Source organism: Halovivax cerinus (assembly GCF_024498195.1).
Lineage (GTDB): Archaea > Halobacteriota > Halobacteria > Halobacteriales > Natrialbaceae > Halovivax > Halovivax cerinus.
Genome location: NZ_CP101824.1, coordinates 909835 through 929943, shown reverse-complemented (window position 1 = coordinate 929943; position 20109 = coordinate 909835). Strand labels below are relative to the sequence as shown.

The following is a 20109-nucleotide window of genomic DNA, read 5'->3' as shown; positions in this document are numbered from 1 at the left end:
CCGGGCCGAGGGTACGAAAACCGCACGCTATGGAGTTCCTCGACTCGCGGTCCGTGCGCCTCGCCGTCACGCGGCGTCGACGTCGTCTCGAGCCGCGTCTATCGCGGACTCGAGCGCCGCAAAACAGTCTTCGACCGCCGTCGGGTGTACGGTGACGGGTTTCGCCTCGTCCCGCACGTGGATCCGGACGCGATCACGGTGCCGGTACGATCGGTGGGCGCTCCAGAGGCCAGCGAGGACGAAGAACGCGCCCAGGGCCGGGTTTCGCGTCAGTCCGTACAGGCCGAACGCGACGAGTGCGGCGCTGAGGAGCCCGAGGAACCAGTCGAAGCCCTCGTGGGACACTTCCTCGATCCGATCGTACCCGATGCTGAGCCGGTCGTCGGGGCGCAGGACGAGCAGTCGATCGTCGGTGACGGCGACTTCGTCGCCGAGCCGGAGGTCGCCGCGGTAGCGCAACCGCTCGTCCGCCGTGAGTGCGAGGCCCGACCTGTTCGGCATCGTCGCACCCTCGGATCTGGCGGGTAAAGAATGCGCACGGTTCGAATCGGTACGCAGATCGCAGTGCGATCGGCGAGACGGATCAGTCGGCCGTCTCGGCCACGCCGGTGTCGTCGCTCGAACGGAGGCGGTCGAACACCGTCCGGAATTCGGACTCGTCCTCGGCCAGCCGTGTCCACTCGGTTAGCCCTCGTTCCTCGCGGGTTCCCTCGATGGTGTTGTCGAGGATGAAGGCGATCAGGCCGCCGACGGCCATCGTCGTCGAGCCGACGACGTATATCGTATCGGAGACGACCTGCTGGGCGAAGATCGGACCGACGATCGCGGCGCTCTCGGCGCTCTCCTGGAAGGCGCTGGCGTTTTCGAACCCGCCGAAGTAGTTCGGCAGCGCGAGGCCCAGGAAGAGCGCGATTCCGACGATGAAGACGTTCCGCGTGGCGTCCAAGTCCACGAACCGCAGGTTCGATAGCCCGACCGCAGCGATCTGGCCGAACATGGCGATGTACAGTGCACCGACGATCGGACTCGGAATCGTCGTGATCAGTGCGCCGAACGGACCAAAGAACCCGACGACCAGCATCACGACCGCGCCGATCTGGACGACGTAGCGCGAGGCGACGCCGGTGATGCCGATCGCGCCGATGTTCTCGCCGTAGGAGGTCGACCCGTTGCCGGTGCCCATGATGCCGGCGAAGATGTTGCTGAGCCCCTCCAGCCCGATGCCGTGGTTGATCCGCTTCTGGCTCGGCGCGCCGACGCCGGCGATCCGGGCGACGGCGTAGTAGTCCCCGATACTCTCCAAGATCGAGGCGAAGATCCCGGCGAGCATCCCGATCGCGAACGCGGCGGTGAACTCGGGCAGACCCCACTGGAACGGGACGATCGGCTGGACGAGCGTCGCGTCGGCGATCTGCGAGAAGTCGATGTAACCGAGACTACTCCCGTCTGCGCCTGAAACGTGCGTCGCCTCCGTGAAGACGCCGAGGACCGTCAGCACGCCCGCGACGACCCAGGCACCGGCGACTCCGAGCAAGACGGGGAACAGCTTCGCGTACCGGCTGTACGTGTCCAGATACTGCGAAAAGAGGACGATGAGGAAGAGCGTGAACCCGAGCAGCCACCAGTTCTGGTCGGGTCGCGTGACGTCGGGTGCCCCCACGAGCGAGAGCCCGATCAAGACGATCACCGGCGAGAGGACGACCGGCGAGAGGTACTTCGTCAACCGTCCGAGCAACCCCGAGTACCCGAGGAACACCTGCACGAGTGCGGCCGCGATGACTGCCCCTTGCAACTGCAGGATCGTCGCCTCCCAGGGGCCGCTGTACGTCAGGATGATCGCGGTCGCCGGGGCCAGGAGCGCGAACGTCCCGCCCTGGACGATCGGGTACCGATTTCCGACGGTCGTCTGCGCGAGCGTCGAGATCCCGGAGACGACGAAGAAGGTGCCGACGAGTCGGGCCGTCGCCCAGTCCGGCATCCCCATCAGGTTGGCCAGAATGAGCGGCACGGCCACTGACGCACCCACCATCGTCAGGTAGTGTTGCAACCCGAGGAAGATCGACTCGCCGAGCGGCGGCTTGTCCTCGATGCCGTACTCGACGAACGACGCTTCCTCGCGCGTGACGCTGCCCCCGTCCGTCTTCGCGACGCCCTCCGTAGTGTTGTCTCCTGTCATGTTTCTCGCCCCGTATACGGCGTGTTCACGCCATCGAACCGCCAGTCATCCCGGTCACGGTCGATGACGTCTCGCCTGCGCGTACAGGTCTGCGCACAACCTGCGATGGAATGCGGATAAACCTTCCGAGACTCGGTGTGCGTGGGGGCACACCCGCTCTCGCCGGACGCCGGGTGGCTCGCGTCGCTTCGCTGTGACTCAGTCGTCACCGGCGCACAAACCGGGCCCTCGCCTGCCGGTGAGCCGCGCTGTCGTGATCGGAGGATCCGTCGTCGTTGCGCGTCGGCTCAGGCCTCCCCTTCGGCGGCTCTTCGATCGCCCATCGCGGGCAGATTTGGGTCTCGGTGTGGCGCACGCCCGAAGGCCGCACCGTGGAGGTCCTGTTCGTCCAGCTGTGCCTGGAGGATACGGTCGAGCCGGTTGATGGCGGTGGTGTCCAGCCCGTGGACGTCCATCAGGTCGCGAAATCGGGGGTCCTCGGTGATCGACTCGAAGCGATCGTACAGCGCCTCCAGCTCGTCCGGCGACCGCTCACCGACCCACTCGCGGTCGTGGAGGCCGAGCTGGCGACGCCGCTCGTGGTCGACCACGTACTGGACGACGACCAGCGAGACCGTGGGGATCGCACGCCGGCTCCCGAACGCCGTCAGGTCGAGCTCGGCTACGATCCCGAGGACACGGTCGCGCTCCCAGTGTGAGAGCGAACACGCGTTACACAGTGCGTGGGCGATCCGAACCTTCTCGAGCCGGTGCATCCGCGCGCTGTGGCCCGCCATCGCGGGGTGGCGCTCCTCGTGCAGCCGCCTGACGGTCTCGCCCACCTCGTCGGCGGGGCGGTCCGGCCGGCCGATGAGCGTCGCGCTCGGCGTGGTCACGTCCCACCGCCGCGTTCGTTCGTCCTTGACGGCCTCGAGCCGCGAGAGCGATCCGTCGCCCGGGCGCGCGCTCACCGGCCGTGCGCCTCCGCTCCACCCGTCCCCCCGTCGGAGTGATACGCTACGCTCGTCTCGCTCCGTTCCCGGATCGCCCGACTCGTCGAACGGGGGATCCGCTCCTGGTGGAGGCCCGTCGGTCATCCCTTCGGCGTAGGCGACCGGGCCTCAAGAAAGTCGGGTTGTCGTCGAGGTGGCGGGTAGCGTCGAGGCGGAGGGTAGCGACAGTCGCGCGACGTGCGTCAAAACGTGGAGCGAGTGCGAGACGACTGCTGCGTGCGAGACGACTGCACCGATATCGCCACGAGCACGCTGGAAAGAGCAGACGGAATCGGCGAACACGAGCGCCACCGGCCGGGCTACCCGTGGAAGATGCCCGCGAAAACCCTCTACTACGAACCGTTGTCGCGAGAACGACTTAAAGGAACCCCCCTCACCACTAGTGTCTCTCTCATTCTTTCACCACTCTCTCACCAGTCTCTCATCATCATTATCATCAGTAGCGTCTACGCGCGAACCGGTTCACCACCTACTCGGAGACGCTCGCGGTCCCGTCGGCGGCGGTGCGTCGTGGCGAGCGGGACGATGTGGCCGCCGTGACCCCACCCGATGCCTCTCACTGGTGCAGGAACGGAGTCCACGTCGATACCAGACGCTCGGGAGTCGAACGCACGGAGAACCTCTACTACGAACCGTTGTCGCGAGAAGCACTTAAAGGCCCGCCGAGACCGTGCAGCGTCGAACGCCGGTCCGATCGGGAAACGGAATCGAGCGTGGTCGCGGCTCGCCGGGCGCGGTCACGGCCGTCGCAGAGCCAGTCCGCGTGCCGTCACCGAGTAGGGGGGCGCGCGGTGTCACCGTTCGATCCGGCGAGAACCGTCGCCCGGAGAACGGATGTCCTCGACCAGAGCACACGGTTCGGCCGGCGTGATCCACCGGATCCCCATCGGTGAAACGATCGTTTCACCTACGAATAGTACTTCATTGCAGGGGGACGTATGCGAAGGTATGCGATCGCTCTCACGTCGCGAGCTCCTCGGGGGAACGACGGCACTCGTCGCGGTGAGCGCCGGGTGTCTGAACGATGGCGGTGCCATCGGCGACGGAGGCGACGCCGACTCACCGGCCGCCGGCGGCTCGGACGGCGGTGGGGCGAGCGCGGACTCGCTGTCGTCGATCGACGCATCGGAGGGGATCGAATTTGCCGGGTTCGTCCAGTACAGCCACCCGCAGCCGCCCGACGACGCGGACGCGTCCCTGTTCACCGACGCGGACGACGCCCGCTCCTGGATCGAATCGTCGCCGATCCAGCCGGAGAGTCCGGCCGGGACGACCCTGACCGAGACCGACTACGAGACCGAACGCGCGCTCGTGATCGAGGCGTTCTCCCCGGACGGCTGTCACGAGCTCGCCGTCGACGACGTCTCGTTAGACGACGGTACCATCTCCGTCTCGGCCCACGTGATGAAACCCGACGACGCTGGTGACGTGTGCACGCAGGCCATCACGGCCGTCGGCTGCGTCGTCCGGGTGACGACGACCGGCGACCCGCCGAACGACGCATCCATCTCGGTTCGTCTCTCGGACGGGTCGTCTGTCGGGATGGGGATGGCGACCGACAGTGCGTCCGAAGTCGACGAGGGGTCACAGCGGAACGCCTCGGACGAGGAGTGACGCAGTCGGTCCCCGTCCGGCCGCTCGAAACCGCTTCCTCCTACCGAACCGTTGTCACCGTGTCGGCGGCCGCCCGAGATAGAGACACCGCGCGCTCGACGACCGGCCCACTGGCCGGTTCACAGCGCTTCTTTGTACGCTTCGAGCGTTCGCTCGACGTCGTCTTCGGTGTGGGCGGCGCTGACGAACTGGCACTCGAACTGGTTCTGTGAGAGGAAGACGTTCTCTTCGAGCATCGACTCCCAGAAGATGCGTCGCCACCGGTCGGTTTCGGCGCGTTTTACGTCGGCGGCGCACGTCGGTTCCGCACCGTTTCGGGTGAAGATGACCTTGAACATGCTCGCCGTCCCGGCGACGGTGTACTCGGGTGCCTGATCGGCGACGATGTCGGCGAGGCCGCTTCGCAGTCGCTCGCCGAGGTCGTCGACGTGGTCGTAGACGTCGTGTTCGGCGGCGTACTTGAGTGTCTCCAGGCCGGCGGCCATCGTGACCGGGTGCCCGGAGAACGTCCCGGCCTGGAAGACGTCGCCGGCGGGTGCGAGGTCCTCCATGATCTCTGCGCGCCCGCCGACGGCGCCGACGGGGAAGCCGCCGCCGACGATCTTGCCGAAGGTGGTGAGGTCGGGCGTGATATCGAATCTCCCCTGCGCGCAGCCCAGTCCGCCGACGCGGAAGCCGGTGATGACCTCGTCGAAGATGAGGAGGGCGCCGTGTTCCTCGGTGAGCTCGCGGAGGAACTCGTGGTAGCCCTCGCGCGGGTGGACGATGCCGTAGTTACCGAGGATGGGCTCGGTGAGGACTGCGGCGATGTCCTCGCCGTGCGTCTCGAAGACGTCCCGCATCGCCGCTTCGTCGTTGAACGGAACCGGCAGGGTGTGCTCGGCGAACGACTGCGGGATGCCCGCCGAGGAGGGCCGTGGGTGGTCGGCGTCGCCCTCGACGAGCGTCGACTCCTGGGCGCCGTGGTAGCCGCCCTGCATGACGACGATCTTGTTCCGGCCGGTGTGACCGCGGGCGAGGCGGACGGCCGAGACGGTCGCCTCCGTTCCGGAGTTGACGAAGCGAATCTGCTCGACGCTCGGGACGTGGCGCGTGACGAACTCCGCGAGGTCGACCTCGACCGCCGTCGGCGCGCCGTACATCGGCCCCTCACTCGCCTTCCGCTGGATCGCCGCGCGCACCTCCTCGGGCATGTCGTGGCCCAGCAGTAGCGGTCCGAGGCCCATCACCCAGTCGACGTAGCGGTTGTCGTCGGCGTCGATGACGTGCCCGCCGTCGCCCTTGCGGACGAAGAACGGGTACGGTTCCACCGCCGCGCGGACGGCGGAGTTGACGCCGCCCGGCATGACGGAGAGCGCCCGATCGTACAGCGTGCGCGAGCGATCGTGCTTCATACGCGCGGCTAGTTTCTCGGGCGGCAAAGGTGTATCGAGGTTCGACCGTCGGCGGTCGATCGTCCGCCGCTCGGTCGGTCTCAAGCGTCGAGTCGTCAAGAGTTCGGTCGTTCTCAGGCGTCGAGTCGTCAACTCACCGCGTCGGTGTTCGACACGAACGATCGGTCCTGACCGTGGTGAGAACTATCAACACGATGGTAATTGGTAAGGCATCGCGTGACGAAGGGCGGCCATGAGTCGGCGAAACGCGCTGGCGTTTCTCGTGCTGGCGCTCGTCTGGGGCAGTTCGTTCCCGGCCGCCAGGATCGGCCTGGAGACGGCGCCACCGGTTCTGTTCGCCGCGCTTCGCTTCGACGGGATCGCCCTCGTCGTCCTCGCGGTCGCCGTCCTCGGCGGCGGCCGTGTCCGGCCCCGCCGGACGGACCTGGCGAGCATCGCCGCTGGCGGCGTCCTGGTGATCGGCGTCCACAACCTCTTGTGGTTCCTCGGCCAGCAGTACGTCACGAGTGCCGTCGGCGCCGTCGTCCTCGCCACCGTCCCGATCCTGGCGGCCGGCCTCTCGCGCTTCGTCCTCCCGGACGAGCGCCTCTCCGTCCTCGGCGGCGTCGGCCTCGCGCTCGGCTTTCTGGGGGCGGCTATCGTGGCCCGCCCCACCGATGCGACGCTGTCCGGATCCCGCGCGCTCGGGGTCGCTATCCTGCTCGCATCGGCGCTGGCCATGGCGCTGGGGACCGTCTTCACCCAGTCGACGCGGAGCGACCTGCCCGTCACCGCCCTCCAGGGGTGGATGATGGTCGCCGGCGCCGCGGTGATGCACGCCGCCAGCCTCGGCCTCGGCGAGTCTCAGACCGTCGCGTGGACGCCTCGGGTCGCGATCGCGTTCGCCTTCCTCGTCCTCGTCGCCGGCGTCGTCGGCTACCTGCTCTTCTTCTACCTGCTCGACGCGGTCGGCTCGGTCGAGCTCACGCTCGTGAACTACGTCAGCCCCGTCGTCGCCGCGTTGACCGGCTGGCTCGTTCTGAACGAGGGGATCGAACCGACGACGGTCGTCGGCTTCGTCGTCGTTCTCGCCGGTTTCGCCCTCGTCAAACGCCAGGCGCTTCGCTCGCTCGCTGCGCGCTACGGGGTGGACGACGCCGCCGACCCCGTACGTACCCCGGACGACTGAGACGTGCCGTTCGCGTCGGTCGGCGGGGCTGGAAGCGTGGTGCGGAGAGTGAGAGGAGTACCGTCGCCGTCCGCTCAGAGGCGCTCGGCGACGTCCTCCGCGAAGTAGGTAAGAATCAGATCCGCCCCGGCGCGTTTGATCGACAGGAGCGACTCGTACGCCGTTTCTTCGAGATCGAGCCAGCCGTTCTCCGCGGCCGCGTGGAGCATGGCGTACTCGCCGGAGACGTTGTACGCCGCGACGGGATGGTCGAATTTGCGGCGGACGTCGGCGATCACGTCGAGGTACGGGAGCGCGGGTTTGACCATGAGCACGTCTGCGCCCTGTTCGACGTCGAGGGCGACCTCCCGACGGGCTTCGCGGGCGTTCCCGGGATCCATCTGATAGTGTCGTCGGTCGCCGAAGGACGGTGCGCCGTCGGCGGCGTCGCGGAACGGACCGTAGAAGGCACTCCGGTACTTCGCCGCGTAGGACATGATCGGCACCGATTCGAAGCCCTCGCGGTCGAGCCCCTCGCGAATCGCACCGACCATGCCGTCCATCGACGCGCTGGGTGCGACGACGTGCGCGCCGGCCTCGGCGTGCGAGACGGCGATCTGCGCGAGCGACTCGATGGCCGCGTCGTTGTCGACGGTGAGCGTCTGTCCGTGGCGGGCGCCCGGCACCTCGTGCCCGGTCGCCGCTTCGTCGCCCGCCGCGGTGTTTCCACCGGCGGCCGTGGTGCTGGATCCGTCGCCTTCCACCCCGTCTTCGAGGGGTCCACAGTGGCCGTGATCGGTGTACTCGCAGAGACAGACGTCCGTGAAGACGGTCGCGTCGGTCTCGGCGGTGATGCGGCGGACGGCGTCCTGAACGACGCCGTCCTCGGCCCAGGCGCGGGTCCCGACGCCGTCCTTCGAGCGCGGGATGCCGAACACGATGACGGCCTGGACGCCGGTCGCGAGCACCTCCTCGACGCGGGTGACACTCTCGTCGACGGGGACGCGATCGTGACCCGGCATCGACTCGATAGGGACGCGCTCGTCCGTCGTCGCGTCGACGAAGATGGGGGCGATCAGGTCCGACGCCGAGAGCGTCGTCTCGCCGACGAGCTCCCGGACGGGGTCGCTCCGGAGCCGGCGAGGGCGTTGCGTGAGGTTCATACCCGAATCGAGGGCCAGACGGCCCAAATATCCCTCGCTCTCTGCGGCGGTCACCGGCCAGCACTCGGTCGCTGGGTGGCCGTCTGGCGGGTGACGGTGACTCCCTTCATCCAACGAGCACGGCTGCAAGCCCCATCCCGGCCAGTGAGCAAACCAGGTTGCCGACGGCGTTCGCCGTCGCCGCCCGTCGTTCGCCACGCTCCCACAGCCCGACGGTTTCGACGGAGAACGTCGAGAACGTGGTGAACGCGCCACAGAGCCCGACGCCGAGGAGTTGCGTCGCGGCCGCGTCGACCCCGCCGAACGCCAGGAGGCCCAGCGCGAAACTCCCGAGGACGTTGACGGCCAGTGTCGGCCACGGGAACTCGTCGCCGGGGATCTCGGTATAGATCCAGTGACGCAGGAGCGCGCCGACCGCCGCACCGGTCCCCACGAGGTGGGCGGGCGCGGGCTCGTACCCGAGGAGACCCTCGATCACGCGTCGTCACCCCGATACCCGCTCACGCCGACGCACCTCCCGCCGGCGCGTCCTCGCGGCCGTTCCTGACGACGCCCGCGAACCATCTACCGACGAGCACCGCTGCAAAGCCGAGCACGTAGGTCACTCCGACGTAGCCGATCGCGACCCTCGGATCAGCGAGCGCCAGTCCGTTTCCCGCCGATCCACCCGCCGTCGCCGTCTCCAGGACGAACGCGCTGTAGGTCGACAGCGACGAGAGGAAGCCGGTGGTAAAGAGCAGCCTCGACTTCCGGTCGACTAGACCCGTATACCGCGCCTCGTAGACGAGAAACCCGAGCAGCAGGCTCGCGAGGACGTTCACCGCGAGCGTTCCGCCGAGCGAGCCGACGGCGTCTCCCGCGACGAACCGGAGGTTCGCCCCTGCGAAGGCGCCGACGGCGACGATTGCGGCCGTCTCGAGCCGGCCGAGGACGGATGCTGACGACACGGTCGCCCGTACGTTCGCAGATGGACGACATGAGACTACTGGTCCCGAGAGCGTCGTTCGGCTGGTCGCGTGACCGGGGGAGGGGGACCCAGGGGCGGACGCGTGACCGGGAGAGGACGACCCGGCTGTGGACGCGTGACTGAGGTGGATTCGTGACCGATGTGGACGAGAACGTGGTAACCGAACCCGAGGTGGACGAGAACGAGAGTTCGAGTGCGTTTGCGAGTGAACGAGCCGAAACGAGAGCGAGTCGGCGGTTCGTCAGTATCGCCCGCCGACGCGGGTGAGCACCCAGCGGCAGGACGCCGAGATCCCCGGTTCGGCGTCGCCACGTTCGTCGGCGGCGGGGATCACGGTCCCACACTCCTGGCAGGACAACGACCCCCCGGCGTCGGACTCGACGTACACCGTGCGCTCGTGATCGCATCCTTCGCCGTCGAGCGGTCCCGTGGCCGTCCGTCCTCGATCGGGCTCCTCGCGGACGTCGGTCGTGTACACGATTACCACACTGTTCGACGGTACCATACATCAGTCTTTCGCCGAAGCGGGGCCGTTCGCGCCGCCGACCGAGAAACCAGTCTTTTTGCCTCGCGGCGCCGCAGTCGGCGTATGGGAATCGGCGACGTGACCCGGGTGACGGTCGGGGACTGCACGGACCTCCACTACGTCGACACGGGAATGTACGACACGGCCGAGTACGGTTCGGTCTACCTCGTCGACGACGAGCGGCCGGCGATCGTCGACTCGGGGATCGGGACGAACTACGAGCGCATCCTCGACGCGCTGACGGCGGTGGGGATCGATCACGACGACCTCGCGGCGATCGTGCTGACGCACGTCCACCTCGATCACGCCGGCGGGGCGGGTTTCCTCGCCGAGGCGTGTCCGAACGCGACGGTGTACGCGCCGCACAATGGCGCGCGCCACGTGATCGATCCGTCGCGACTCGTCGCGGGGACGGAGGCCGCCGTCGGCGACCAGTGGCGCTACTACGTCGAACCGAAGCCGGTGTCCGAAGACCGACTGGAGCCCTACGAGGACGGCGACGTGATCGACCTCGGGACGCACGAGTTGCGCGCCCACGCCGCGCCGGGCCACGCCCCGCACCACTTCGTCTTCGAGGACCCAGCGAACGACGTCGTCTTCACTGCCGACGGCGCCGGCATCTGGGTACCCGCCATCGGCGAGGTCCGACCGACCTCGCCGCCGCCGCAGTTCGATCTGGACCAGTGCCTCGACGACGTGGAGACGATTCGGGCGCTCGATCCCTCGACACTCTGTTTCGCCCACTTCGGTCCGCGGGAAACCGGCGACGCCGTAGACGCCTACGCGGACACGCTCTCAGACTGGGTCGAGTCGGTCCGAGAGAAACGAGCGGAACTGGGCGACGACGAGGCCGTGATCGAGCACTTCGCGGACGCGACCGATCTCGACCGCGTCTGGGGCACGGAGAAAGCCCGCGGCGAGGTCTCGATGAACGTCCGCGGCGTCCTCGGGTACCTGGACCGGTGAGCGCGGTCGGGCAGTAGTTTCGGACCGCGTCAGATTTTCCCTCAGCCCGATCGCCCGAAGGCGGCGAATAAACGTCGATAAATGGGGAACCGGATCCTCAGGCTTTATCATGCGTGAGACACTCTCACGGGAGTATGGACCTCCTGGCGACGGAACGCGAGTACGAGGACGAGGTGACCCGGGAGACGACCCTCGGGCGGTTGTTCGAGGACGCCGCAGAGCGCTACCCGGATCGACCCGCCCAGCTCTACAAGGGCGGGATCTACGACCGGACGATGACGGGGGAGATCCTCCCCCGTCCCGATCCCGGTGAGTGGGAGACGATCACCTACGGGGAAATGCGCGACGTCGTTCGTAAACTCGCCGCCGGCTTTCGCGACCTGGGCATCGACGTCGGCGATCGGGTCGGTATCTTCGCCAACACGCGCATGGAGTGGGCCCAGACCGACTTCGCGCTGCTGTCGACTGGCGCGGTTGTCTCGACCGTCTACGCCGGTTCGTCGTCGTCGAAGGTATCCTACCTCCTCGGCGACGCCGAGGCGGACGCCGTCGTCGTCGAGAACGAGGACATGCTCGAACGCGTCCTCGAAGTCGAGGACGAACTCGATCTCTCCGTCGTCGTCACGATGGACGTCGTCGACGCGACCCACACGCGTGACGATATCTACACCCTGGCGGAGGTCTACGACCGCGGCCAGGAGGTCTTCGACCCCGACGCCTACCGCGAGTGGCTCGACGAACCCGACGTGGACGACCTGGCGAGCCTGATCTACACCAGCGGGACGACGGGCAAGCCGAAGGGCGTCCAGCTCACCCACCGCAACTTCCGGTCGAACGTCACCCAGATCCGCAAGCGCGTGGCGCGCAAACCGGACACCCCGGCCGACGTCCCGTCGATCGACGAGGAGACGCGCGTCGTCTCGTACCTCCCGCTCGCGCACGTCTTCGAGCGAACCTCCGGTCACTTCCTGATGTTCGGGAGCGGCGCCAGCGTCGCCTACGCGGAGTCACCCGACACGCTCCAGGCGGACTTCGCCGCCGTCGGACCGACGAGCGCGACGAGCGTCCCGCGGGTCTACGAGAAGATCTACGACGCGATCCGCGAGCAAGCGAGCGAGTCGGCGGTCAAAGAGCGCATCTTCGAGTGGGCGGTCGACGTCGGCGTCCAGTACCAGGAGACCGACTCGCCGGGCCCGATACTCGACGTCAAACGCAAACTTGCGGACAAACTCGTCTTCTCGACCGTTCGCGAGGCCCTGGGCGGAAACATCGAGATGCTCATCAGCGGCGGTGGCAGCCTCTCGGCCGAACTCTGTGCACTCTACCACGCGATGGGCCTGCCGATTTACGAAGGCTACGGTCTCACGGAGACGGCGCCCGTCGTCTCGGTCAACCCGCCGGGCTTCCCGAAGGTGGGGACGATCGGCCCGCCGGTCGTCGACATCCAGACGGCCGTCGACGAGAGCGTCGTCGACGACGAGGCGTTCGCCGACGACCCCGGCGAGGTCGGCGAACTCGTCGTCCGCGGCCCGAACGTCAGCGACGGCTACTGGCACAAACCCGGCGCGACCGAGCGCGCGTTCGTCGACGAGGCGCCAGGCGAGATCCAGGGCGAACTCGACGACCCGGAGCGTGCGGGCCGGTGGTTCCGCACCGGCGACATCGTCCACCGGCGCCCCGACGGCTACATCGAGTTCCGCGAGCGCGCGAAGGAGATCCTCGTCCTCTCGACGGGCAAGAACGTCGCACCCGGGCCCATCGAGGACCGCTTCGCCGCGAGTTCCGTCGTCGAACAGTGCATGGTCGTCGGCGACGGCCGCAAGTTCGTCTCCGCGCTGGTCGTTCCCAACATGGAACACGTCCGCGAGTGGGCCGTCGAGGAGGGCATCGACCTGCCCGACGATCCGGAGGCCGCGTGCACCCACGACCGCGTTCGCGACTACGTCCAGGACGAGGTCGACCGCGTCAACGAGCACTTCGAGGACTACGAGACCATCAAGAAATTCCGCCTCGTCGGGACGGAGTTCACCGAAGCAAACGACCTCATGACGCCGACGATGAAGAAGAAACGTCGCACGATCTCGGATCGCTTCGAAGATCGTATCGAGGAGATGTACCCGGACGACTAACGACGAACGGTTTGCGTGAACGGGATCGTGCTCCGCGCGACCCGCGTGGCGGCGACGCCGCCACGGCATTCAGTTGCAGGCCGCTGGCCCGAACTTCCTCGACGAAACACTTCGAGGAAACAGCCGCCTCCGCAGGCACTGCCCGCACTGGCGGTTGCGGATGCTACGTCTCCTCCCGTTCCGACGTCACCCAATGACCGTCAGAAACCGGTGGCCCAGGCGCTTTGCGGCGCGGAAGAACTCGCGAAGGACTGGTGCACCGTCGTAGAGCCAGAGGACCACGACGAGTCCTGCCAGTCCGAATTGTATCAGGACGTACGTCGAGAGGTCGCCGCTCGCGAGTTCGTCGCGGTACTCACCGAGGAAGTACGCGACCTGCTCCCGGAAGCCGGGCGGCGTGGCCGGGTTCGGACCGCGCTCGATCGGCCAGAGCAGGCTGCTCGTGTGGACCACGCCTTCCTGGACGTACCCGTAGAGGAGGTCTCCCGGGAGGTGCAATAGGTAGCCGACTGCGAGGGCGACTCCGGCTCGCACTCGTCCGAGGCGCCCCGCCACCACCCCGGCGACGATCGAGAGCGGGAGGGCGAAGAGGAGCGAGTGGCCGAGCGCGTACCCCGACTCGAAGACGCCGAACTCCCAGGCCAGCGGCTTGTCGACGAGGTCCGGCAGGAGCGCGCCGACGGCGACGGCCACCGTCTCGGTCCCGCCCGGCCGGTCGCGCCACCACAGGTGAGATAACAGCGAGTAGGCGAGATACCCGACGAGGACGTGTTCCCAGGGCCACATCGTCCGTTCAGCGGTCCCGTGAGTGTGTTGTTATGGTGCCGGTACGGAGCGCGCATCGGGGCTCGGTCTCGGTACCGTCCCCTTGCGACCGGCTACGGTGTCATTTATCGGCCTCATTCGGCCCATCGTGCCGGTCACGGCTAGAACCGTACGCCGTTGGAGCGACTCCGATCTCACTTCGTCTCGTCGCCTTCTCCCATCCAACCGTGTCTTCCACTGCGCCCGGCTACTGTCAGCTACTCTCGTACTCGAACCGTCGCCACTTCAATATACTCTCTTTCGGTAATATTTTTATACTATGATATTGTGACTTGGATATGGTCGATAGAAATGACCAGAGCGGTGCCGAATCGACTGATGCGGTGGAGACGGATGGCGTTTCGCGCAGGAGCCTTCTTCGGGGATCGGGATCGGCGGCCCTGCTCGCGGTCGGCGCAGCGATTCCAGGGACCGCGACGCCGGACACTCACACGGTCGTTCGACTCGAAGGCTCGTACGGTAGTCCGATCACGTTCGAAGAAGCGCAGGACGAACTGGGGCGGACCGTTCGTTCGCACGCTCGCGCGGACGATTCGGTACTCGATACGCGGTCCAGGCCCGTTTTTGGAGACGACGTCCGCATCGTGGAGTACGTCGCCAGGATCGACGGCCGCGGTCACCTGAGCGAATTCTACGGCGGTGCGACGAAGGACCGGGAGGCGAAGGCGCATACGCGTGGCGAGATGAAACGGGCCGCCTTCGAGGACGAGGGAACCATCGCCGACGTGTCTCCACTGGCATCGGAGACGGACTACGGTGGCGACTGGAACTTCGTCAAGGACAATCAGGCGAGCGCCGACAGTACGTTTGGGACGGTGATAAACAACTACGAGTGGTATCGGATTCGAGAAGATGGCGACGAGCACAACAGTTTCCGATCCCGGTCGGCGACGGCACCCGAACAGAGTATGGCGACCTCGAAGTTCGAGGTCGCCCACGACTGGGACGTAAGCGAGCTAGGGGACGAAGACGTCCACACTGCCGAACCGACCTCCAGCGGCAGCGGATCGTTCGACGTCTCGCTCGGAGACGTACTCGATCCGTTGTCGTGGTCCTTCACCGTCGACAACGGCATCACCCAGTCGCTGGACAACGACGGACCGACGATCACCTGGACGCAAGGCGGTATTATCGGCGGCCTCGGAGGCGGTACCCACTGGTTACATCCCGGCAGTCACGTCGTCTCCGACCGGGCAGATTGCTCGTCCAAGCAGACGATCGTCCAGCTGTCGGCCGAAGCCGAATGGATCGGCGGCGGGGGGATGCCGTACGACGAGGAGAGTCACACGTGGGAAATATCGACCGTGACGTGTTAACGTAGGTACTGGTGCGTATCGGCCGCGTACCGTCGTCCAGACGTTTTGCTGGCGTCGCATCGCAGCGACTGCACTGTGCTCGTCGATTTGGGCGCCAATCGCCCACCGGCAGTTGTCGTGCCTCCCGTTCCGTGTCGGTCGGTGACGAGTGCGTTATTCCGCGGAGCCGAGGACGCCAATCGCCCGTTCTAGCACCCGCGTCGCCGCCGCGCAGTCGGCCCAGTCGGTCCACTCGCGCGGGTTGTGCGAGAGCCCGTCGCGCGAGGGGGCAAAGAGCATTCCGGCGTCGGTCACCCGTGAGACGCGCATCGCGTCGTGTGCGGCACCCGAGTGCATCGCCATCGTCTCGACCCCCGCCGCCTCCGCACCGGATTCGAGCGCGTCTCGACAGCGGTCGCTCATCGGCGCTGGGTCCACGTCGAGGACGCGTTCGAAGGACGTGTCGACGAGCCGTTCGTCGGCGATACTGTCGAGCGCGTCGTCGAGTCGTGCGAAGATGCGTTCCATCGACCCCCGCTCCACGTCGCGGACGTCGACGCCCAGGTCGACCGCGCCGGGGACGACGTTCGTCCCGTTGGGCGCCACTGCGGCCGATCCTACGGTCGCGACGGCCGTGTTGTCGCCCGCGTCGGCCTCGGTCCGCCCCGCTTCCTCGACTGCCAGGACGAACTCGCTGGCGGCGGCGAGGGCGTCGCGGCGCGCGTCCATGGGCGTCGCCCCGGCGTGGTTCGCCTCCCCATCGAACCGTGCGTCGGCCTGGGCGATGCCCGTGATCGTCGTCACGATCCCGGCGGGAACGTCCGCGGCCTCGAGGCGCGTGTCCTGTTCGACGTGCAGTTCGAGGAAGGCGTCCCACTCACTCGCGTCGATCGCCGTCTCGCCGCGGTAGCCGATCCCGTCGAGGGCGTCGGCGAGCGTCACCCCCTCGTCGTCTTCGAGCGCGAGCGCGTCCTCGACGCGTCGCTGTCCGGTCGCGACCGCGGACCCGAGCATGCCGCCGCCGAAGCGGGCGCCCTCCTCCTCGGTGAACGAGACGACGCCGATCGGCCGCTCGACGGCGACCTCGCGCGCCTGCAGCGATCTGACCGCCTCGAGGGCCGCGTAGACGCCGAGCGGGCCGTCGAAGATGCCGCCCTGCGGCACCGAATCGAGGTGGCTGCCCGCGACGACTGGGGCGGCGTCCGGATCCGCCGTCGGTGGCGTCCAGACGCCGAGAATAGTCCCGACAGGATCGACGACGACGTCGAGATCTGCGTCTTCCATTCGTTCGACGAGTCGGTCTCGCGCCCGTCGATTGGCCTCCGTTCCCGCGTACACCGTCCGGCCGTGCCCCGCTTCGGTCTCGACCGCTCCGAACGTCGCGTTCGCCTCGATGTCCGCCCGAAGTCGGTCCTGTTCGACGGTCATACGCGGACTTCGCACTCCGACACATTGACCGTTGGGTCGACGGCAGCCGAGACGCCGCCGATCGCGGGCCGCGACGAACGGGCATCGTCACTGCCGACGCGCCCGTTCGCGAAGACCGCCGAGCACCAGCACGAGTGCCAGCACGATCGTGGCGACGGTCACGACCACCGCGACGGCGGCGAGTCCGGTGGTGAGCGTGGGTCGAACGGTCGCTCGGCCGAACGCGACGACGAGTACTACGATCGAGACGCCGCTCGCGAGAAGCGCCAGCCTCGGCCCGAACCTGTGTTGCCAGCGACCCCTCCGTGTACCGTCGTCATCGAATGCGCCCGTTCCGTCCGGATCGGTTGTGAGGGCCGTTTTCCCGTCCGCGAGCCGGTTCGTCGGGACGGCGAGCCACGTCGGTTCGTCGAGCCCGGCCGGTCCCCGGCAACGAAGCAGCGTGATCGCGCCCAGGGGGATCGTCACCTGGCCCGTGATCGACGACAGCGACCGGCTCCGGCCGCGGTAGGTCACCCGTCCGACGTCGGGATCGACCGCGCCGCGAGCGCGTCCGTGATCCAGCAGCACCCCGAGGAGGCCGCCACCGATGGCGGCGATCGCGGCCACGGCGACGACCGCAGTGCCGACGAGCGCGTAGCCGACCGCGTACGCGCCGACGCCGGCGAGGACGGCGGCCATCGGTGCCAGTACCCGTCGTCTCTCGTGGACCGTTCCGACGAGTGCGTCGACGGCGCTGTCCGCGGCCGGTCGTCGATCTTCGAATCGGGCCCGAGCGTCGAGCTGACTGTCGATCGTCGCGAGGTCGCGCTCGACGCCGTCGAGCCAGACGCCGTCGGAGTCGAGCCACGCCGCCGTCCGACCGATCGCGAGGAGCACCGTGACGAACCCGGCGACTGGCCCGATCTCGACGGGGACGACGGCGGAACCGAGGAGCAGTCCGGTTCCGAGCAGCACCCACGCGTCGACCAGGACGAGCTGGCTCCAGCCGAGCACCCGGAGCGTCCGGTTGGTCGTCGCGTCGAACGACCAGGTGAGGGACTCGGCCATCGTACCCGGATCGGACCGGCGACCGGATGAAACTCCCGGCCGTGGCGGACGCTATCTGCCGTTTCGGTTGGCGTCGTGGCCGAGAACCGCGCCGGCCGGCCGTCGCCGGCGTTACCGATCGGGTCCGTCGTCGCGTTCGTCGTTCGGCCCTCGCGCCGGCTCCGCTCGACGTCCGTTGGTGGCCGGATCTGGGGGCTCGTCCCGCCTAGACGGGTGGATCTCGTGCGTGCGTTCGCGGTACGGGTCCGACGCGGGATCGTAGAAGTGCTCGCTGCGTGCGAGCAGGTAGACCGCGAGGCCGGCGATCGGGATCACCCCGACGATCGCCGCCCACTTGCGTGCGTTCATCCCGATGTCGCCCGCGTCGTAGTGGACGAACGCAGCCAGCAGGAGCTGGATCCAGACGGGGACTGCGATCAGGAAGACGACCAGCGGATCGACCATGCGCCTCGTTCGACCCGTGGTCGGTAAACCCTTCTCACCGGCTACGACCCTGGGCCGCCCACTCAGGCTGCCCGTGGCGATGGTCGAGGTCCACACTGGTCGAGGTGCACACTGTGAATATCGGGCGTGCACAGGGTTCGTCGGCCAGAAACTACTTTACCCCGACTACCACCGGCAGTAGGTAGTGACGGGTTCCCGGGACGTGTCGTTCGAGGCCGTCGAACGAATAGTCGACGGCGCTCCGTTCGCCAACGCGATCGTGGATTCGACGTTCGAGGTTCGTCACTGCAATCGTCGGTGGGTCGACGCCGTCGAGGCGAGCGGGGTCGAGTCGGTGATCGGGACGTCCGTCCTCGAGTACCTTCCGCCGCGAGAACGACCGCGAGCGAAATCTCGCTTCGACCGTGTCGTCGACACCGGCGAGTCGGTTCCCGAACGATCGTACGACTTCGTCACCGGGACCGGCGTCACGAAGTCGGCCACCGGTTCGATCGCACCGCTACCCGGAGACGACTGCGTGCTGGTGATGTTGCGAGACGTCACCCGACGCGACGAGACGGAACGTGAGCTGGCGACGCGCAGCCGTCAGATAGAGGGGCTGCACAACGCGGCGATTCGGATCAACGCGAGCACCGACGCCCGAGAGGTCTGTGAACGCATCGTCACGGCGATCGAAGACGTCCTGAACATGGAGCGATGTATGGTTGGGCTGATCGAGGATGGACGACTGGTGCGTGGCGCTGCATCGGCGGGATTTCCGTCGGACGGGTACATCGAACCGACGATCGACGAGCAGGACGTTCTGGCCATCCGGGCCTACGAACGGGACGAAGCGATCCGGCTCGACGACGGCGACGAACACCCCGTCATGCGGGACGACTACCCCTGGAAATCGATCATCTTCGTCCCGATCAGCGACTACGGCGTCATCCAGACGCCATCCGAGTCGACGTACGCGTTCGACGAGACGGACGTCGAACTCGTCTCCATCGTCGCCGCCCACAGCGAGGAGGCATTGCGTCGCATCGAGCGAGAGCGGGAACTCGCCGAGCGCTCGTCGGAACTCGAGACGCTCAAGGCGGTGTACAGTCGCGTGCTCCGGCACAATCTCCGGAACTCGTTCACCGTGATCAAGGGGCACGCGACGGCGGCCCGCGAGCGGGCGCGCCGGTACGACGACGACCAGTTGCAGTCGGCGACGGAGGGCCTGATCGAGGTGGCCGAGACGATGCTCGCGCACGCGGAGAAGACGCGGGTGATCGACGACGTGATGGAGAGCCGGGAGACGACGCGACACCGCCTCGCGTCGGTCGTCGCCGAGGCCGTCGAGCGCGTCGAATCGGATCACCCCGGCGCCCGGATCGCGGTCGAATCGGTCCCCGACGATCGGTTCGTCACCGCCCATCCGAAGCTCTCGATCGCGATCTCGAACGCGGTCGAGAACGCCGTCGTCCACACCGACGATCCCGTGTCGGTGACGGTCTCTGCCGCGGTGGACGAGGCCGACGAGACCGCGTCGATCGTCGTCGAGGACACGGGGGCGGGGATCCCGCCGGCCGAGATCACGCCGGTGCGAGAACACACCGAGGAGCCGCTCGCTCACGGTAGCGGCGTCGGGTTCTGGCTCATGTCGTTCCTGATGCGCGTCAGCGACGGCGATCTGTCGATCGAGAACACGGCGAAAGGCTCGCGCGTGGCGCTGACGCTACCGCTCGTCGAGTCGGTGTGACCGGCCGCGGGGGACGTACCACGGGTGAGCAGGTGCCGCTACTCGTACCCGGTCGCTCGTGTCCTCGCCCCTCGGCTGCCCCACGATGTCGATCGCTGTACCCTGTCGCGACCATCGTTCGTCTCGCTCGGCGGCGTAACCGCCACTACGTGCCGGCCTCCCGCTCTTCGATACTCGCGGGTCGTTCCTCCCCGCTCGTCACTCGAGTCGGTCGGTCACGACCAACCGGCTCGCCGCTCGCAAAATCTGGACCAACAGATGACC

General features: G+C 67.5%; 18 protein-coding genes. 6 read left to right on the top strand and 12 right to left on the bottom strand.

All coding sequences use genetic code 11. From position 1 onward, the window contains the following. Positions 1-66: 66 nt before the first annotated feature. From NO366_RS04335 to NO366_RS04325, 3 genes are all read right to left on the bottom strand, one after another. Positions 67-501, bottom strand: coding sequence for a hypothetical protein (locus NO366_RS04335; protein ID WP_256533097.1), 435 nt, complete (start codon positions 499-501; stop codon positions 67-69). 82 nt (positions 502-583) lie between these two features. Beyond that, positions 584-2176 carry a uracil-xanthine permease family protein gene (locus tag NO366_RS04330; RefSeq protein WP_256533096.1) on the bottom strand — a complete coding sequence of 531 codons (1593 nt, stop codon included), beginning with the start codon at positions 2174-2176 and terminating at the stop codon, positions 584-586. 287 nt (positions 2177-2463) lie between these two features. After that, positions 2464-3126 carry a DNA-directed RNA polymerase subunit epsilon gene (locus NO366_RS04325; RefSeq protein WP_256533095.1) on the bottom strand — a complete coding sequence of 221 codons (663 nt, stop codon included), beginning with the start codon at positions 3124-3126 and terminating at the stop codon, positions 2464-2466. A gap of 990 nt (positions 3127-4116) precedes the next feature. Here NO366_RS04325 and NO366_RS04320 point away from each other — a divergent pair. Beyond that, positions 4117-4782 carry a hypothetical protein gene (locus NO366_RS04320; protein WP_256533094.1) on the top strand — a complete coding sequence of 222 codons (666 nt, stop codon included), beginning with the start codon at positions 4117-4119 and terminating at the stop codon, positions 4780-4782. A 119-nt stretch (positions 4783-4901) separates the two neighbouring features. Here the strand turns inward: NO366_RS04320 and hemL are convergent, their stop codons facing one another. Next, a complete protein-coding gene (hemL, locus tag NO366_RS04315) occupies positions 4902-6176 on the bottom strand; it encodes a glutamate-1-semialdehyde 2,1-aminomutase (RefSeq protein ID WP_256533093.1) in 1275 nt (424 codons plus the stop codon). Between the two features lie 232 nt (positions 6177-6408). Here hemL and NO366_RS04310 point away from each other — a divergent pair, with 232 nt between their 5' ends. Then, positions 6409-7344 carry a DMT family transporter gene (locus NO366_RS04310; protein WP_256533092.1) on the top strand — a complete coding sequence of 312 codons (936 nt, stop codon included), beginning with the start codon at positions 6409-6411 and terminating at the stop codon, positions 7342-7344. Positions 7345-7418: 74 nt separating this feature from the next. Here NO366_RS04310 and hemB read toward each other — a convergent pair whose 3' ends face one another. From hemB to NO366_RS04290, 4 genes are all read right to left on the bottom strand, one after another. Then, the gene (gene hemB, locus NO366_RS04305; protein ID WP_256533091.1) at positions 7419-8486 is read right to left on the bottom strand and encodes a porphobilinogen synthase; all 1068 of its coding nucleotides are present in this window, start codon (positions 8484-8486) and stop codon (positions 7419-7421) included. A 106-nt stretch (positions 8487-8592) separates the two neighbouring features. Continuing rightward, the gene (gene crcB / locus NO366_RS04300) at positions 8593-8964 is read right to left on the bottom strand and encodes a fluoride efflux transporter CrcB (protein ID WP_256533090.1); all 372 of its coding nucleotides are present in this window, start codon (positions 8962-8964) and stop codon (positions 8593-8595) included. Positions 8965-8986: 22 nt separating this feature from the next. After that, on the bottom strand, positions 8987-9433 hold the full coding sequence (locus NO366_RS04295; RefSeq protein WP_256533089.1) for a fluoride efflux transporter FluC: 447 nt from the start codon (positions 9431-9433) through the stop codon (positions 8987-8989). Between the two features lie 261 nt (positions 9434-9694). Beyond that, complete coding sequence (locus NO366_RS04290; protein WP_256533088.1) at positions 9695-9931, bottom strand: hypothetical protein; 237 nt, start codon at positions 9929-9931, stop codon at positions 9695-9697. Between the two features lie 111 nt (positions 9932-10042). Here NO366_RS04290 and NO366_RS04285 point away from each other — a divergent pair, with 111 nt between their 5' ends. Beyond that, entirely contained in the window at positions 10043-10945 is a 903-nt protein-coding gene (locus tag NO366_RS04285; RefSeq protein ID WP_256533087.1) for an MBL fold metallo-hydrolase, read from the top strand. A 134-nt stretch (positions 10946-11079) separates the two neighbouring features. Next, the gene (locus NO366_RS04280) at positions 11080-13074 is read left to right on the top strand and encodes an AMP-dependent synthetase/ligase (protein ID WP_256533086.1); all 1995 of its coding nucleotides are present in this window, start codon (positions 11080-11082) and stop codon (positions 13072-13074) included. A gap of 186 nt (positions 13075-13260) precedes the next feature. Here NO366_RS04280 and NO366_RS04275 read toward each other — a convergent pair whose 3' ends face one another. Beyond that, positions 13261-13860 (bottom strand): metal-dependent hydrolase, encoded by a 600-nt coding sequence (locus NO366_RS04275; RefSeq protein ID WP_256533085.1) that lies wholly within the window; start codon positions 13858-13860, stop codon positions 13261-13263. Between the two features lie 317 nt (positions 13861-14177). Between NO366_RS04275 and NO366_RS04270 the strand changes: the two genes are divergently transcribed. Then, positions 14178-15215, top strand: a complete 1038-nt coding sequence (locus NO366_RS04270; RefSeq protein WP_256533084.1) for a hypothetical protein — start codon at positions 14178-14180, stop codon at positions 15213-15215. 153 nt (positions 15216-15368) lie between these two features. Here NO366_RS04270 and NO366_RS04265 read toward each other — a convergent pair whose 3' ends face one another. From NO366_RS04265 to NO366_RS04255, 3 genes are all read right to left on the bottom strand, one after another. After that, complete coding sequence (locus tag NO366_RS04265) at positions 15369-16622, bottom strand: Zn-dependent hydrolase (protein ID WP_256533083.1); 1254 nt, start codon at positions 16620-16622, stop codon at positions 15369-15371. 87 nt (positions 16623-16709) lie between these two features. Beyond that, complete coding sequence (locus NO366_RS04260; RefSeq protein ID WP_256533082.1) at positions 16710-17672, bottom strand: hypothetical protein; 963 nt, start codon at positions 17670-17672, stop codon at positions 16710-16712. A gap of 111 nt (positions 17673-17783) precedes the next feature. After that, the gene (locus NO366_RS04255; RefSeq protein WP_256533081.1) at positions 17784-18116 is read right to left on the bottom strand and encodes a hypothetical protein; all 333 of its coding nucleotides are present in this window, start codon (positions 18114-18116) and stop codon (positions 17784-17786) included. A gap of 184 nt (positions 18117-18300) precedes the next feature. Between NO366_RS04255 and NO366_RS04250 the strand changes: the two genes are divergently transcribed. After that, positions 18301-19845, top strand: coding sequence for an ATP-binding protein (locus NO366_RS04250; protein ID WP_256533080.1), 1545 nt, complete (start codon positions 18301-18303; stop codon positions 19843-19845). The last annotated feature ends 264 nt before the right edge of the window (positions 19846-20109 follow it).